Genomic DNA, 16,470 nt, shown 5'->3' on the forward strand with positions numbered 1-16,470 from the left:
CGGCATCGGCACGGCCATAAGGTTTAGCGCACCAGACAAGGACGTTTATTATCAAAGCGCCAGTCAGGCACCAGGAACTGCATCGCCTGCGCATCATCGCGTGCGCCAAGACCATGTTTTAGATACAGCGCATGGGCATTCATCACCTGATCCATATCCAGCTCGACGCCCAGCCCCGGCTGTTGCGGTACCTGCACCATGCCGCCCTTGATTTGCAGAGGTTGTCTGGTCAGGCGCTGATTGCCCTCCTGCCAAATCCAGTGGGTATCAATGGCGGTAATAGTGCCCGGCGCGGCGGCGGCAACATGGGTAAACATCGCCAGCGAAATATCGAAATGGTTATTTGAGTGAGAACCCCAGGTCAGGCCGAAGTCGTGGCACATTTGCGCAACGCGAACCGAACCTTGCATGGTCCAGAAATGCGGATCGGCCAGCGGAATATCCACCGACTGTAAAGAGAGCGTATGCCCCATCTGCCGCCAGTCGGTGGCAATCATATTGGTGGCCGTCGGCAAACCGGTGGCGCGACGGAACTCCGCCATCACTTCACGCCCGGAATACCCCTGTTCAGCCCCGCAAGGATCTTCAGCATAGGCCAGTACCCCACGTAACTGCTTCCCTAATTCAATCGCTTCATTCAGCGACCATGCACCATTCGGATCGAGGGTAATCCGTGCCTGCGGAAAGCGTTTTGCCAGCGCGGTGACCGCTTCGGCTTCTTCACTGCCTGCCAGCACCCCACCCTTTAATTTAAAGTCATTAAAGCCGTATTTTTCATATGCCGCTTCGGCCAGCCGCACCACGCTGTCTGGCGTCAGGGCCTCTTCGTGGCGCAGACGATACCAGTCGCACTGCTCGTCGCTCTGGCTCTGATATGGCAGTGAGGTTTTACGGCGGTCGCCAACGTAAAACAGATAGCCCAGCATCTCTACGCGATCGCGCTGCTGACCATCGCCTAATAAGCTGGCGACATTGACGCCCAGGTGCTGGCCCAACAGATCGAGCAGCGCCGCTTCAATACCGGTCACCACATGTATGGTGGTGCGCAAATCGAAAGTCTGGTTACCGCGTCCGCTGGCATCGCGATCGGCAAAGGTGTTGCGCACTTCGCTCAGCAGGTTTTTGTACTCACCAATACCTTTACCGGTCAGCAGGGCTTCCGACTCAACCAAAGTCTGGCGAATTTTCTCGCCACCGGGAATTTCACCGACGCCGGTATGTCCGGCATTATCTTTTATAATCACAATGTTACGGGTAAAGAATGGCGCATGCGCACCACTCAGATTCAGCAGCATACTGTCGTAACCGGCCACCGGAATGACCTGAAGTGATTTAATTAATGGTGTCGCACTCTGTTGATTCATAACGGTTATCCTTTTATTCAGATAGCGGTTCAGCGGCCAAATGCCGGACGCTTACGATCAAATTTCCAGTCGGGAACCAGATACTGCATCGCCGCAGCATCGTTGCGTGAGCCACCCGGTAGCTGCTTATACAGCGCGTGTGCCTGTTCGACCCGCTGCCAGTCCAGTTCAATTCCCAGCCCCGGCTTATCCGGCACCGCAATCTTGCCATTGCGAATTTGCAGCGGCTGTTTGGTGAGCCGTTGGTCGCCTTCCTGCCAGATCCAGTGAGTATCAATTGCGGTCGGCTTGCCCGGCGCAGCGGCACCGACATGGGTAAACATCGCCAGCGAAATATCGAAATGATTATTGGAGTGACAGCCCCAGGTCAGGCCCCACTCATCGCACAGCTGCGCCACGCGCACCGCGCCGCTCAGCGTCCAGAAGTGCGGATCAGCCAGTGGAATATCCACCGCATTCAGCATTAGCGCGTGATTCATCTCACGCCAGTTGGTAGCGATCATATTGGTCGCTACCGGCAAGCCGGTGGCGCGCCGAAACTCCGCCATCACTTCGCGCCCGGAATAGCCCTGCTCAGCCCCGCAGGGATCTTCGGCATAGGTCAGGACATCCTGCATCCCTTTGCACAGGGCAATCGCCTCGTCCAGTAGCCAGGCACCGTTGGGGTCGACGGTAATACGCGCGTCAGGAAAGCGCTTTTTCAGCGCTTTAGCCGCATCGATTTCCTGTTCACCACGCAGTACGCCGCCTTTCAACTTGAAATCTTTGAAGCCATATTTGTCCTGCGCCGCCTCGGCCAGCCGCACAATCGCCGCGCTGTCCATTGCTTGCTGGTGGCGCAGGTGATACCAGTCGTGACTGGCGCTTTCCCCGCGCAGGTAAGGCAGATCGGTTTTTTCCCGGTCACCGATATAGAACAGATAGCCCAGCACCGTCACTTCATCGCGCTGCTGGCCCGGCCCCATTAGCTCGGCTACCGGTACATTCAGGCACTGACCAAGCAGATCCAACAGGGCTGCTTCCAGCGCCGCCACCGCATTCACCCGCAGTTCGAAAGTCCAGGCACCTTTTCCAAAGGTATCGAAATCAGCTGACTGATTCCCCTGATGCACCTGCTGCACCAGCCGGTTCATCCGCGCCACTTCGTGTCCTTTAACCCGATCGATAGCATCGACCAGCGTCTGATAAATCACTTCGCCGCCCGGCGCTTCACCGACGCCGGTATGACCGGCACTGTCGGTCAGCACCACAATATTGCGGGTGAAGAAGGCGCCGTGTGCGCCACCGATATTCAGCAGCATGCTGTCATAACCGGCGACCGGGATAACTTTCATATCAGTGATCACCGGCGTGCTTTGCGTGCTCATGCAGACTCCTTAAGCTTTCACTCTCAGTTCGATACGTTTGATATCACCGACCAGTACCAGATAGCTGAGTACCGCCACAAAAGCGTGGATACCGACATAAATCAGCGCCCCGTTATAAGAACCGGTAGTGGCAATGATGTAACCGATGGCAATCGGCGTGATGATGCCGGAGGCGTTACCAAACATATTGAACAATCCGCCACTCAGACCACTGATCTCCTTCGGTGCGGTATCAGCCATTACCGCCCAGCCCAGCGCACCGATGCCTTTACCGAAGAACGCGGTCGCCATAAAGAACACCACCATCCACTCGGTATCGACGTAGTTACAGATAACCATCGAAATCGACAGCAACATGCCCAGCACAATCGGGGTTTTACGGGCAATATTCAGCGAACCCGTTTTGCGCATCAGCCAGTCAGAGATAATCCCGCCCAGCACGCCACCGAGGAAACCGCATATGGCCGGAACGGAAGCGATAATGCCGGCTTTGAGGATCGACATCCCGCGCGCCTGCACCAGATAAACCGGGAACCAGGTGATAAAGAAGTAGGTCATGGCATTGATGCAGTACTGGCCGAGGTAGATGCCAATCATCATACGTGAAGTAACCAGCTGCTTGATTTGGAACATTTTTTCGTTCCAGCTGACTTTTCGCTCATCCTTTTTCTGATCCATATTGATCAGCGCACCGCCCTGCTCCATATATTCCAGCTCGGCTTTATTAACCCCCGGATGGTCGTTAGGATCATGAATCACTTTCAGCCAGACAAAACTGAGAATGATGCCAAGCCCGCCCATAAACCAGAACACGTGTGCCCAGCCCACTTCAGAGGTCAGCCAGCCCATAATCGGCGCAAAAATTACCGTGGCAAAATATTGTGCCGAGTTAAAAATCGCCACAGCGGTGCCACGCTCCTGCGCCGGGAACCAGGCCGCAACGATGCGGCTGTTACCCGGAAACGAGGGTGCTTCGGCCAGCCCGACCAGAAAACGCAGGGCAAACAGCGCCACGATAATGCCGAAGCCGCTGAAGATATCAACGAAGCCCTGTAACAGAGTGAACAGTGACCAGATGAAAATGCTCCAGAAGTAGACGCGCTTGGAACCAAAACGGTCTAGCAGCCAGCCCCCTGGAATCTGACCAATAACGTATGCCCAGGAAAAAGCGGAGAAGATGTAACCCATGCCGACCGGGTCCAGCCCTATCTCTTTTGCCATCGAGGAACCGGCAATAGACAGCGTGGCGCGGTCACCATAGTTAAATGAAGTGACGATAAATAACATCACCACTATCCAATAGCGCGCGTTGGTTCGCTTTTGTACTGCGCTCGCGGCCTGGCTCACAGAATTCATGATGTACTCCTGAAAATAGAGCAGTTAGCTACTTTCACTCTGAACAACAGACACCATGCGTGGGTATCAGAATGATGTTGGGTTAAACACAGCGATTTATTTATTAGCAAATACTTTGATTACGCAGCGTGGTGAATAACCTAACGTTCAACACGAGAAGAAGTATAAGAAGCCCGCGCCAACGGCACATTAGAACTCTGCATGATATTAAAGATGTTTTAAGCCCTATTTTTTTGCACTTGCACAATACGATGCGCGACCGCTCACGGAATTGGTTTTTTCAGTGAGATTTGCCGCACACTGTGATTTTGCTGGCTTTTGTTTGTGAGCACCTTCTCTTGCCTTAGTAGATTTGCACGAAATCAAGGCGTCAGAGAGGCGTAAACACCGACATTTGCATAGTGTCTGCGGCAGCCAGCGCAACATATACTTTCTTTCAGCAAATATGATTGATGCCGTGGCAGTAACCCGTATTCCAAAAGCCTGTACCTGCAGATAAAAAACAGGACATTAGAGCAATGAATAAAATAACTGATGAAGTACCGTTGTATATAAAGGTGCATGAAACCGATAACGTGGCGATTGTAGTGAATAATAATGGTCTGCCGGCAGGCACCACGTTTAACTGCGGCCTGCAATTAACTGAACATGTTCCACAGGGACATAAAGTGGCGTTAAATCCAATCGCCTGCGGCGGTAATATTATTCGTTACGGCGAAGTGATTGGTTATGCGCTGCGTGATATCGCGCAGGGCAGCTGGATTGAAGAATCGCTGGTAGCGCTACCCGAAGCACCACCACTGGCCAGTTTACCGCTGGCTAACCGCGTACCCGACGCGCTGCCAGCGCTGGAAGGTTACACCTTTGCTGGCTATCGCAACGCCGATGGCAGTGTCGGAACCCGCAATCTGCTGGGAATTACCACCAGCGTACATTGCGTCGCCGGGGTGGTGGATTACGTGGTAGCGATTATCGAGCGCGAGCTGCTGCCGCGTTATCCCAACGTCGACGGCGTAGTCGCGCTGAATCACCTGTATGGCTGCGGGGTCGCGATCAATGCACCGGCAGCAGTAGTGCCAATACGCACAATTCATAATCTGGCGCTTAACGCTAACTTTGGCGGTGAAGTGATGGTGGTCGGTCTCGGCTGTGAGAAATTGCAGCCGGAGAAACTACTGACCGGCACCGAAGACGTACAGGTTATCTCGCTTGATGAGCAGGATATTGTGCGCTTACAAGATGAGAAGCTGGTTGGCTTTCAGGCGATGGTGCAGGAAATTTTACAGGTAGCTGAACGCCATTTGCAGCGGCTGAACCAGCGCCAGCGCCAACAGTGCCCGGCGTCAGAACTGATAGTTGGCATGCAGTGCGGCGGCAGTGACGCCTTTTCCGGCGTTACCGCTAATCCTGCGGTCGGCTTCGCCTCCGATCTGCTGGTGCGCTGCGGTGCCACGGTGATGTTTTCTGAAGTCACCGAAATACGGGATGCAATCCATTTGCTGACGCCGCGCGTGGTCAATGAGGCCGTCGGTAAACGTCTGCTGGAAGAGATGGCATGGTATGACGACTACCTGAGTCAGGGACAAACCGACCGCAGCGCTAATCCGTCGCCGGGCAATAAAAAAGGTGGGCTGGCTAACGTAGTGGAAAAAGCGCTGGGATCGATTGCCAAATCAGGCCGTAGCCCGATTGTTGAGGTACTTTCGCCCGGTCAGCGCCCGACTCAACGCGGCCTAATCTACGCGGCAACTCCCGCCAGTGATTTCGTTTGCGGCACTCAGCAAATGGCTTCCGGCATTACCCTGCAGGTGTTTACCACCGGACGCGGCACGCCATACGGCCTGGCGGCGATTCCGGTGATCAAAATGGCAACGCGAAATGCGTTGGCAGAGCGCTGGCATGACTTAATGGATATTAACGCCGGCACCATTGCTACTGGCGAAGAAACCATTGAGCAGGTTGGCTGGCGTCTGTTTGAGTTAATTCTGGAGATTGCCAGCGGCAGGCAGCAGACCTGGTCCGATCGCTGGGGAATTCGCAATGCGCTGGCAGTGTTTAATCCGGCTCCGGTGACCTGAGATTTTTACGGGGCCAGCCAATGCGGCCCCAACAAATCAGATCAGTTTTGCCCAGGCTTCAACCCATGGCGTGGTAACCGCTTCTGGCTCAGGATTTTCCATCGCATCAATGGTCAGCAGTTCACCCACCCGCTTAGCGCCGTGCTCCTGCAACAACTGATCAAAGCTTTTGCCCGCGCCGCAGAAATGGTCATAGCTACTGTCGCCAAGCGCAATCACACCGTATTGCAGCTGCGGCTGATGGCCCAGCTGATCCCTGACCGCATGATACAGCGCCGCGATACTGTCGGGAAAATCACCCTGACCGGTGGTGGAGGTAATAATCAGCGCGACATGGTCGCTGTACTGCTGCCAGTCCGCCAGCGTGGCGTCCTCAAAAATCTTTACCTGATGGCCGGCCTGCTGAAGAACTGGCTCCGCCTCTTCTGCCACCAACAGTGCATTACCGTAAACGGTTCCGACAAAAATACCCACCTGCGCCATAACTTATCTCCTTAGATTGATGCACTATCCTGACTTGCTGTCGCGGCAAACTCAACCCTCGGAACATCAGGGAGACAATGCTGCCAGCCGAACTGCTGCATCATCTTTTGCCAGATATCATCCAGCCCGGCGCGAATCACCAGCGGCTGCCCGGTCACCGGATGGTTAAGCGCCAGACTGCTGGCATGCAGCATTAGGCGCTGACAGCCAAAGTGCTGCGCTGCGCCGCGATTCTGCTTTAAGTCACCGTGTGCGCTGTCGCCAATAATCGGATGGCGCAGATGCGACATATGACGGCGCAACTGATGCTTACGCCCGGTGTGTGGCTGCAGCTCGACCAGCGTGTAGCGCGCGCAATCATAGCGGCCAATCGCATACGGCATCTCGACCTGCGCAACGGAACGATAATCGGTAACCGCCGACTTTGGCGCGTTATCGCCCGAGGCGAACTTATCAGCAATTTTGTCCAGCTCTTCCGTCAGCGGATAGTCAATGCGCTCTTCGCCATCAAGCCAGCCACGTACCAGTGCATGATAGGTTTTCTGCATCTGATGTTGCTCAAACTGCTGCGACAACAAACGGCCAACCTCACTCGACAGCCCCATCAACAGCACGCCAGAAGTCGGTCGATCGAGGCGATGGGCAGTAAATACGTGCTGACCAATCTGGTCGCGTACCGTTTGCATCACGACGACTTTCTCTTTGCGATCGAGCCAGCTGCGGTGAACCAGCCAGCCTGCGGGCTTGTTCACCGCGACCAGGTGTTCATCCTGATAAATAATTTCCAGCATCAGTGGGCGCTGTCCGTGAAAAGATCATCCAGCGCTTTCAGCTGGCTCAGCAGCAGCACGCGGCCGGATACACTGGCTTCCAGCGCCTCTTCGTAATAAGAGGTGATCGCGAAGTTTTTCGGTAGTGGCGCATTGGCATCCAGCAAGGCCTGCATGCGCGGCAGTAGCACCCATTGCAACCACTCCAGTGGCAACATGGTGTCGACGCTGAAAGGCTCGGTACTGTTAAACGCCGCAGTATCTGGCGCGCTGCTTTGCCACAACCCGTTGTCCTGCATGATCTGGGCTATATCCAGCAAACGTTGGCGAACCTGTTGTTCACGACTCATCGGCAACCTCTGGTGAAGAGACAATAAAAATGGGCGGCAAGAATAACACTCCGCGACGAGCGGGTAAAAAGGATGAACAAAAAAAAGGGAGCACTGTATAAACAGTGCTCCCGGTTCGTTTGCAGCGCTCCAGCTACTTTTGTGCTCCCTGCTCATCCTTGAAAACTTTTCCTGTGTGCCATCCTGACACCCTAAGCCATCCCGGCTTACACTCCTTTGGCATCCTGGCCCACCACACCATCCTGGTATAGCTCTCATTCTCCTTCCTGGAGGTGTCCATATCTCATCCTGAGATATCCTTGCTTCTTCCTGAAGCCTTTCCATGCATCGTCCGGATGTTGTTCCGCTTCATCCTGAAGAGACATCATCCTGATGTCGTCCAGTCCACAGTATCCTTCCTGATGCCAGGCATTCTGCCAGATCAGCGCCAGTAAACAAGATAGTTGCCGCATTTATGGCATCATCTTACGACCATCAGAATGACCCGACTAACCTAACCTCATGATTTACAATATTTTCACATTTTAACAGTGAAATAACGACATGGATTTTCTGGCGATCTCTCACACTCCATGTAAGAGATATCTCACAAAAACATAAGGCAATATCGCAAAAAGGATCATCTAACAGGTTGTAATAACTTGAGAAAATCCGTTATTGAACCGGCGAGGATTTCACGCTTATTTTTGCCTAATTGCTCAATAATCACTTCACCACTGAGATTACATAGTGAAATCACCTCCAATTCAGACTCAGTTGTAGCGATAAATAGCGTGGGCGTCTGTTTTAGTCGACGCTTCATCACCAGGTGCCCAATCAGGTTTTCCTGCACCCTGACGAAGTCCTCTTCGCTCCAAACCTGTACCAGAGACAGTTCATTTCCGTTCAACTGAGCTGACATGTCACCAGCAAATTGTGTGGTATAGAATGCCACCAGCGCGGGCTGAAGTTGCAATCCGATGGCGCGCTCAATCGCATCAAGATTTTTGGCCAGCGTAAACGGCTGCGGCTGCCAGAAGATTTCGTCATCAAGCGTTTGTGTAATACAGGGAGATGCCACCCCATACAACGCTGCGCTGGCGGGCGGATGTCCGCACTGCTGCTGCCAGAACTCACAGTAGCGGGTGGTAAAATCGGTCAGCGCTTGGGTGGTCTGTTCCATCTTTAATTTTCTCACTGTTGGCCAGCTAAGTTACACTTATAAACCCTGGTATCAGCGATTAGTATACCTAAAGAGATTGGCGTTGCGGTAAGGCAGCGCGTCACCCTCGGCTGACAGAGGTCAGTGATGCGGATCAGTGAACATCGCTGCTGCTTCAGTTATGAAGGTGGATTCGACAGTTTAGCCCGCAGAGCGGGCAATTAAGGTAAGAGTATGTCTACACACGATCAGCACCAGGCTTTGCACGGCCTGACCCTGGGTAAAGCAACAGAATATCATGACAGTTACGACGCCAGTTTATTGCAGGCGGTACCACGCAGTATGAACCGCGAGCCGCTCGGCCTCTATCCGGACTATTTACCGTTTAGCGGTGCCGATATCTGGACGCTGTATGAGCTGTCATGGCTTAACAACAAAGGCGTACCGCAGGTTGCCATCGGCGAAGTGGTGCTGAATGCCAGCAGCCTTAATCTGATAGAGTCAAAAAGCTTTAAGCTCTATCTCAACAGCTTTAATCAGACGCCGTTCGCCGACTGGGGCGAAGTGCGTCAGACGCTTGAGCGCGATCTCAGCGCCTGCGCGCAGGGTGACGTCAGTGTGGCGCTGTTTCGTCTGCAGGAAATTGAAGGGCAGCCGATGGGGCATTTTGACGGCAACTGCATTGATGAACAGGACATCACCATTGATAACTATCAGTTCAATGCTGACTACCTGGAAAATGCCACCTCGAGTGAGGTGGTGTCAGAAACGCTGGTCAGCCACCTGCTGAAATCTAATTGCCTGATCACCAATCAGCCCGACTGGGGTTCAGTGCAGATCCGCTACCGTGGCCCGCGCATCGATCGCGAAGCGCTATTGCGTTATCTGGTCTCTTTCCGCCACCACAACGAATTCCACGAGCAGTGTGTTGAGCGTATTTTCAATGATATCCAGCGCTTCTGCCAGCCGGAAACGCTGTCGGTTTATGCGCGTTATACCCGCCGCGGTGGTCTTGACATCAACCCGTGGCGTAGCAATTGCGATTTTATACCGTCGCATTCACGGCTGGTTCGCCAGTAATTGCGAGATATCTCGCAGGCCGGTTAACCGCTTCAGGAATCAGTTGTGAAACCGGTACTGAGAGCGTTAATCTGAAGTCTGGCGCTAAGTGACAAGCTGGCGTTACCAAAGGATTTTTCGTCTCTGCTCCGCCCGCTGGGCGCAGAGTCACAAATCACCCTGGCGGGTGTAAAGGAGTTCATTTGATTACACATATTAGCCCTCTTGGCTCGATGGATTTGCTCTCACAGCTGGAAGTCGACATGCTGAAGCGCACAGCCAGCAGTGACCTCTATCAACTGTTTCGTAACTGCTCACTCGCCGTGCTTAACTCCGGAAGTCAAACCGACAGCAGCCATGAACTGCTCTCCCGTTTCGAAAACTTTGATATCAATGTGCTGCGTCGTGAGCGCGGCGTGAAGCTGGAGCTGATCAATCCGCCGGAAGACGCGTTTGTTGACGGCCGTATCATTCGATCACTGCAAGCCAACCTGTTTGCGGTACTGCGCGATATCCTGTTCGTTAACGGCCAGATTACTCATGCCGAACGTTTCCAGCATCTGAACCAGGAAGACTCCATTCATATCACCAATATGGTGTTCTCGATTCTGCGTAATGCGCGGGCACTGCATATCGGCGAAGAACCTAATATGGTGGTCTGCTGGGGTGGACACTCGATTAACGCCACTGAATATCAGTATTGTCGTAGCGTTGGTTCACAGCTTGGCCTGCGCGAGCTGAATATCTGTACCGGCTGCGGACCGGGCGTCATGGAAGCACCAATGAAAGGTGCCGCCGTTGGTCATGCCCAGCAGCGCTACAAAGATGGCCGCTTTATTGGCCTGACAGAGCCATCAATTATTGCCGCTGAGCCACCGAATCCACTGGTCAATGAACTGATCATTATGCCGGATATTGAAAAACGCCTTGAGGCGTTTGTCCGCATTGCGCACGGTATCATCATCTTCCCGGGCGGGGTTGGCACCGCTGAAGAGCTACTGTATTTGCTGGGTATTCTGATGAATCCGCAAAACCACGATCAGGTGTTGCCGCTGATTCTTACCGGGCCGAAAGAGAGTGCCGACTACTTCCGCGTGCTGGATGAGTTTATCGTCAATACTGTGGGTGAACAGGCGCGCCGCCACTACACCATCATCATTGACGATGCAGCCGAAGTCGCCCGTCAGATGAAAAAAGCGATGCCGAAGGTTAAAGAGAATCGTCGTGAAACCGGAGATGCCTACAGCTTTAACTGGTCAATTCGTATTGCGCCGGATCTTCAGGTACCGTTTATACCAACCCATGAGAATATGGCTAATCTCAATCTTTATCCGAATCAGCCGCCAGAGAAACTCGCCGCCGCACTGCGTCGGGCATTTTCCGGCATCGTTGCCGGCAATGTTAAAGAGATGGGTATCCGTGAGATCCAAGAGAAAGGGCCGTATAAACTGCACGGCGATGCGCAAATGATGCATCACATGGACGATTTACTACAGGGATTTGTCGCTCAGCACCGCATGAAGTTGCCGGGCACCGCCTATATCCCCTGCTATGAAATCATAAAGTAACCTGCTACGGAGCGGCATCCGTGCCGCTCTGACTTCGAGCTTATGACTAATCATCTGTTAATTGTTGATGCGCTGAATCTGATTCGCCGCATTCACGCTGTTCAGGGCTCTCCCTGCCAGCAAACCTGCGTGCAGGCGTTACAGCAACTGTTGCTGCACACTCGTCCGACCCATGTCGTCGCGGTATTTGACGACGACGAGCGCCGCGATGGCTGGCGTCATCAGCTGTTGCCCGACTATAAAGCCGGACGCCCACCAATGCCGGATAACCTGCAAGTGGAAATGCCGCTCTTACGCGACGCCTTTGCCGCCGCTGGCGTCACCTGCTGGACCTCTCCCGGCGATGAAGCCGACGATCTGGCGGCTACGCTGGCGGTAAAAGTCGCTTCGGGCGGTCATCAGGCGACGATTGTTTCGACCGATAAAGGCTATTGCCAGCTGTTAGCACCGTCGATTTTTATTCGTGATTACTTTCAGAAGCGCTGGCTGGATATGCCTTTTATTGCCAAAGAGTTTGGCGTTACGCCACAGCAGCTCACCGATTACTGGGGGCTGGCAGGTATCAGCAGCAGCAAGATTCCCGGCGTTGCCGGCATTGGACCAAAAAGTGCCAGTCAGCTATTAACGGACTTTGGCTCGCTGGCAGGTGTCTATCAGCATCTTGATGCCGTTCCCGAAAAATGGCGAAAGAAACTCGAAAAGCACCGTGAAATGGCGTTTATCTGCCAACAGGTGGCGACGCTGAAAACCGATTTAATCTTAGATGGTAATCTTAAAGAACTGCGTTATGAGGCAGATTAACTTATTTAAATCGGGTGACATGATAATCGGGTCACCCGTCCAGATATACTAATTATATCGATGATATTAATTATAAATTTAATAAAAAGGTAATTATAAAAATCATCTATTTCGTACTGACTCTTCTTTTTTTGCAGGCTATCTTTGTTTTTCATTGTCTCGTATATTAATAACCTGAAGGGATTGAATTCAATTAACCGGGACGTTAATTATGGATACTCACGCCGACCACAAGCCGCAGACAGCGGCGCTGCAACTGCCAATACGCATCTATGAAACCCAGCGTAAAATGGATGACTACTTTGCCGATGATATGCATTACGGCGATATCAGTGAAAAAGTGCTTAAAGAGCGCTACAGGTTACGTGACATCTCTACACGTATTAATCCGTTTACCTTTCCCAACCGACTGGAAAGCGCGCGCATACTGTTTGACGAGTTTCGCAGCTTATCAACCAGCCTCTCTTTTGTCGGTGAGTATCAGTCACTGATTGGTAAATTGATAGACCATATGCAATATGGCCAAGGCGACAGATTTTTCGACCCGATGCTGGATGCGGCGCTGGAGAATCATAGTTCGATGGAGAGCTCTTTGCAGAAAATCAGAGAGTCATTGACTGGTTATATCAACTGGAATAAGGGATATTTACCGCAGTATAGAGCATCCGTAATAACGGACTCTCTAAGAAACTCATTTCTGCCAAAATTTAATAATCTGATGGATCGTATTAATGGACTGGGTATCAGTGTTCACGATACCTGGGCAACCCATATTACACTTGAGTCTCTTGAAATAAACGGACCACGATACAGAGCACAAGTGCACTATCGAATCCAGGATCACTTCGGACTGGATGACAGCGATATTACAGATCTGTTCTTCCGGCAATTCCGTATCTTCCGCATCTGGTTCACATTACAACGCTGGCAGGGCTATGGTTATCAACCATTTATTACAGAAATGAATACCAAAAAAATCATTGAAGGCCATCGCGATGACAAATTTTAAATGGCTATTATTTTCCATTGTCATATCAGGCACACTCCTGGGGTGGTATTATTTCCAACCCACTGAAGTTATTGATGTACACCGACTTAAAGACAAAAACAGCTTCGATATTATCGTTAAACACTTGCCGATAACCGACAAGGGAAAAATTCAGTGGTGGGATAAAAACAAACTAAAATTTAATAAAGAAAATAATATTTACTTAGAGCCGCATGACTACAGGATTAATTTTTGGATAAGTGACTATAAAGTTGACAGAGGAACCGATCAAGACAGCGATTTACTATGCTTTGATGATATGAAAGTGAAAGCTAACTGCATTGAAAAGTATAATCAGCCGATGACGATATGGTACATAGCCGAAAAAGGCCAAACCATATATCTGCTAAATAACTGGGAAAATAAATATATCAAATTTGATGAAACAGGTCGCCTTCATAAGGTTCGATAACAGCCACCTTACAGGAAAAGTAAATTATCTTTCTATTAGTGAACTAAATGCGACGAAAGTGACTGAAGGATGTCAAAAATGATTCGATTTAAATGGCTAATGTCAGTCGCAGTTATCGTTTTTTTTGCAGGATTTTTACGCTTACTCTGGCCAATAAAAATCATTGGTATTCATCATGTCAGTGACCGTGATACTTTCGATCTCATTATTAAATACCCTCCGATAACAGATAACAGTAAGATTCAATGGAGGGAAAATAATAAGCTTTTCTTTGAAGAAAAACATCATCCACCAGTGGGAAAAAGAGACTACATAATTACTTTTTTGGTAGCTGACTATAAAATAGATTCAGGCACAGATCAAGACAGCGATCCGATGTGTTTTGATGATATGAAAAGTAAGGCTAACTGCATTGAAAATGGGTAATCAACCGATGGCAGTATGATATCGCCATAATACCAGGCAAATTCTTTTTTTACTCAACAATGGAAAAAGTAGTTACTTAAAAAATGATATCATCGATCGAATACGACAGATTGATTAAAGCTCTTACTTTACATCTCCCATATTTGGCTCAGATTAAAACGCTGGCAAGGCTATGGTTATCAGCCATTTATCACTGAAATGAATGCAATTAAAACGATTGAGGGCAGCAGATTTGATACGTTTTAAACTAATCGCAATAGCCTCTATCTTCACAGGAGCTGTTTTTTTCGGATGGTTATTTCAACCAACCAAAGTTATTGACGTCCATTACTCAAAAAAATTTGACAACTATTTCGTTATCGTTGAACACTTTCCATTAACCAGGAACAATAAAATTCGCTGGTGGGAGGAAAATAAATCTCTGTTTAAAGAAAAGTATCATGTTCCCATAGGAGAATGCGACTATGGTATAAGCTTTTGGGTTGGAAACTATAAAACTGACTCGGGAACCGATCAGGACAGTGACTTACTCTGTTTTGATGAGATGAACACTAAAAAAAATTGCATTGAAAAAGATCATCGCCCAATGAAAATTTGGTATCGAAAAGACAAAAATGAAACTATCTATCTTTTCAATTGAACGTTAACGTTTTTTTAGAGCATTTCAAGAGTGTGTTCATTCTAACCCCGCGATCATCCCTGATCCGGGGTTAAATAGCTAATTAATAACGCTCATCACGACGACCCGGAGTGGCACTCCAGATACGGCGTACATGAACCGTGACCTCTTCTCGATCGTGGTAAAGTTGGCGCGCATTAATCTGTGCATTAATGCCGCTGGCTTTCAGTTTTTCATTCATCATTGCCAGATTCTGCGACACTTCTTCGTAGCGCTTTTTCATTGGCAACTTAAGATTGAAAATCGCTTCACGGCACCAGCCGTTAACCAGCCATTCGGTCATCAGATTGGCAACGCGTACCGGTTTTTCCACCATGTCGCATACCAGCCAGTAAATATTGGTGCGGGTTGGACGATATTTAAATCCATCTTCACGATGATGGGTAACCTGTCCGGTATCCATCAGGCTTGGTGCCATTGGACCATTATCAATCGCATCTACCATCATGCTGCGCTGTACCAACTGATAGGTCCAGCCGCCCGGGCAGGCGCCGAGATCGACGGCATACATGCCGCTGGCCAGGCGCTCATCCCACTCATCGGCAGGGATAAAAACGTGGAAAGCTTCTTCCAGTTTCAGCGTCGAACGGCTTGGTGCATCTGACGGAAACTTCAGGCGCGGAATTCCCATAAAGAACGTTGAGTTATTATCCGGGTAAGAATAACCGACATAGCAGCAGCCCGGCGCAATAAAGAATACATGCACCACCGGGCGTTTGGCTGACTCATAGTTCAGCAGGATATTGCTACTGCGCAGGCTGGCACGCAGCGGCACGGTGAACTTACGGCAGAATTTCAGCAGCTCTTTGCTCTGGTTGGTGTCCGGCACTTCGACCCGTAGTTCACCACCTTTTTCGACCACTCCGGTCAGCATGCCGACGACTGGCGACACACGGTCTTCCGGCGGCAGATCGCGTAACAGTTCTCCCACGACCACCATCTGACGTGCGAAAATCAGCTCACTGAACGGCAGTTCGCGCACCAGCTTGTCAGCTTCTTCATGCTGATAACACTCAAATAACACGTAGCCTGAATCTTCTTTTACCCTTGCAAAACCAAACACTTCGCGCTGTGTAGCTTTATCGGTAATCTCGGCGGCACACTCTTTCTCAAAACCCTGACGGCAATACAGCAATACTTTATTCATGGCGATCTGCCCTTTTCTTCAGACGCAGTGCGCCAATTAACATTAAAACCCAGCCGATAAGGAAACAGACGCCGCCAACCGGTGTAACAAAAACCCACATCTTCAGATGTGACAGCGCCAGGCAATAGAGGCTGCCACTAAACAGTACCGTGCCCAGCGCCAAAAATGCGCTGCTCCAGTAAAACCAGATATTGGCGCGACGCAGCATCGCCGCGGCAAGACCGAGAATCGCCAGCGTATGATAAGCCTGATAATCCAGCCCGGTATGGATCCACGCCATCTCTTGCGGACCAAGAGACTGGCTTAGTACATGGGCACCAAATGCCCCAAACATCACGAAGACAAATCCGCTGATGGCGGAAAAGATCATCATTGCACGACTGGACATTAACCTATCCTCAAAACAGAAGATGCGCCATGC

Annotated in this window: 19 protein-coding genes; 9 read left to right on the plus strand and 10 right to left on the minus strand. The window is 50.8% G+C overall.

Translation table 11 applies throughout. The features are described from left to right. Positions 1-23: 23 nt before the first annotated feature. The 3 genes from gudD to RIN69_RS17880 are packed head-to-tail and all read right to left on the minus strand — an operon-like array spanning position 24 to position 4,087. Positions 24-1,364: a glucarate dehydratase gene (gudD, locus tag RIN69_RS17870; RefSeq protein ID WP_313853466.1), complete on the minus strand. Its 1,341-nt coding sequence runs from the start codon at positions 1,362-1,364 to the stop codon at positions 24-26. A gap of 29 nt (positions 1,365-1,393) precedes the next feature. Next, a complete protein-coding gene (locus RIN69_RS17875) occupies positions 1,394-2,731 on the minus strand; it encodes an enolase C-terminal domain-like protein (protein ID WP_313853467.1) in 1,338 nt (445 codons plus the stop codon). A 9-nt stretch (positions 2,732-2,740) separates the two neighbouring features. Further along, positions 2,741-4,087: an MFS transporter gene (locus RIN69_RS17880; RefSeq protein WP_313853468.1), complete on the minus strand. Its 1,347-nt coding sequence runs from the start codon at positions 4,085-4,087 to the stop codon at positions 2,741-2,743. 518 nt (positions 4,088-4,605) lie between these two features. Here RIN69_RS17880 and garD point away from each other — a divergent pair. Further along, positions 4,606-6,165 carry a galactarate dehydratase gene (gene garD, locus RIN69_RS17885; protein WP_313853471.1) on the plus strand — a complete coding sequence of 520 codons (1,560 nt, stop codon included), beginning with the start codon at positions 4,606-4,608 and terminating at the stop codon, positions 6,163-6,165. Positions 6,166-6,201: 36 nt separating this feature from the next. Here garD and RIN69_RS17890 read toward each other — a convergent pair whose 3' ends face one another. The 5 genes from RIN69_RS17890 to syd form a co-directional block, all read right to left on the minus strand. Further along, a complete protein-coding gene (locus RIN69_RS17890; protein WP_313853472.1) occupies positions 6,202-6,648 on the minus strand; it encodes a flavodoxin in 447 nt (148 codons plus the stop codon). An 11-nt stretch (positions 6,649-6,659) separates the two neighbouring features. Beyond that, positions 6,660-7,439 carry a tRNA pseudouridine(65) synthase TruC gene (truC, locus tag RIN69_RS17895; protein ID WP_313853473.1) on the minus strand — a complete coding sequence of 260 codons (780 nt, stop codon included), beginning with the start codon at positions 7,437-7,439 and terminating at the stop codon, positions 6,660-6,662. Continuing rightward, entirely contained in the window at positions 7,439-7,768 is a 330-nt protein-coding gene (locus RIN69_RS17900) for a YqcC family protein (protein ID WP_313853474.1), read from the minus strand. The genes truC and RIN69_RS17900 overlap by 1 nt, the downstream gene beginning before the upstream one ends. Before the next feature lie 254 nt (positions 7,769-8,022). Continuing rightward, positions 8,023-8,220 carry a hypothetical protein gene (locus RIN69_RS17905; protein WP_313853475.1) on the minus strand — a complete coding sequence of 66 codons (198 nt, stop codon included), beginning with the start codon at positions 8,218-8,220 and terminating at the stop codon, positions 8,023-8,025. Between the two features lie 167 nt (positions 8,221-8,387). Then, the gene (gene syd / locus RIN69_RS17910; protein ID WP_313853476.1) at positions 8,388-8,930 is read right to left on the minus strand and encodes a SecY-interacting protein; all 543 of its coding nucleotides are present in this window, start codon (positions 8,928-8,930) and stop codon (positions 8,388-8,390) included. Positions 8,931-9,143: 213 nt separating this feature from the next. Here syd and queF point away from each other — a divergent pair, with 213 nt between their 5' ends. The 8 genes from queF to RIN69_RS17945 all read left to right on the plus strand — a co-directional run bounded on the left by queF (position 9,144) and on the right by RIN69_RS17945 (position 14,863). Next, positions 9,144-9,989, plus strand: coding sequence for an NADPH-dependent 7-cyano-7-deazaguanine reductase QueF (queF, locus tag RIN69_RS17915; protein WP_313853477.1), 846 nt, complete (start codon positions 9,144-9,146; stop codon positions 9,987-9,989). Between the two features lie 182 nt (positions 9,990-10,171). Further along, complete coding sequence (gene ppnN / locus RIN69_RS17920; RefSeq protein ID WP_313853478.1) at positions 10,172-11,536, plus strand: nucleotide 5'-monophosphate nucleosidase PpnN; 1,365 nt, start codon at positions 10,172-10,174, stop codon at positions 11,534-11,536. 42 nt (positions 11,537-11,578) lie between these two features. Next, positions 11,579-12,337, plus strand: coding sequence for a flap endonuclease Xni (gene xni / locus RIN69_RS17925; RefSeq protein WP_313853480.1), 759 nt, complete (start codon positions 11,579-11,581; stop codon positions 12,335-12,337). Positions 12,338-12,626: 289 nt separating this feature from the next. Further along, on the plus strand, positions 12,627-13,346 hold the full coding sequence (locus tag RIN69_RS17930; RefSeq protein WP_313857791.1) for a DUF3289 family protein: 720 nt from the start codon (positions 12,627-12,629) through the stop codon (positions 13,344-13,346). Continuing rightward, the gene (locus RIN69_RS17935; protein ID WP_313853481.1) at positions 13,333-13,797 is read left to right on the plus strand and encodes a DUF943 family protein; all 465 of its coding nucleotides are present in this window, start codon (positions 13,333-13,335) and stop codon (positions 13,795-13,797) included. The genes RIN69_RS17930 and RIN69_RS17935 overlap by 14 nt, the downstream gene beginning before the upstream one ends. A gap of 78 nt (positions 13,798-13,875) precedes the next feature. Continuing rightward, entirely contained in the window at positions 13,876-14,223 is a 348-nt protein-coding gene (locus RIN69_RS17940; protein ID WP_313853482.1) for a DUF943 family protein, read from the plus strand. 141 nt (positions 14,224-14,364) lie between these two features. Further along, positions 14,365-14,469, plus strand: coding sequence for a DUF3289 family protein (locus RIN69_RS22955; RefSeq protein ID WP_390902551.1), 105 nt, complete (start codon positions 14,365-14,367; stop codon positions 14,467-14,469). Further along, positions 14,426-14,863 (plus strand): DUF943 family protein, encoded by a 438-nt coding sequence (locus RIN69_RS17945; protein ID WP_313853483.1) that lies wholly within the window; start codon positions 14,426-14,428, stop codon positions 14,861-14,863. Before RIN69_RS22955 ends, RIN69_RS17945 begins: the two co-directional genes overlap by 44 nt. Positions 14,864-14,945: 82 nt before the next feature. Here the strand turns inward: RIN69_RS17945 and rlmM are convergent, their stop codons facing one another. Beyond that, positions 14,946-16,049, minus strand: a complete 1,104-nt coding sequence (gene rlmM, locus RIN69_RS17950) for a 23S rRNA (cytidine(2498)-2'-O)-methyltransferase RlmM (protein ID WP_313853485.1) — start codon at positions 16,047-16,049, stop codon at positions 14,946-14,948. Continuing rightward, complete coding sequence (locus RIN69_RS17955) at positions 16,042-16,437, minus strand: DUF423 domain-containing protein (protein WP_052899522.1); 396 nt, start codon at positions 16,435-16,437, stop codon at positions 16,042-16,044. The genes rlmM and RIN69_RS17955 overlap by 8 nt, the downstream gene beginning before the upstream one ends. Positions 16,438-16,470 lie beyond the last annotated feature (33 nt).

The organism is Winslowiella toletana, from assembly GCF_032164335.1.
In the GTDB taxonomy this organism is placed as follows: Bacteria; Pseudomonadota; Gammaproteobacteria; order Enterobacterales; family Enterobacteriaceae; genus Erwinia; species Erwinia toletana_A.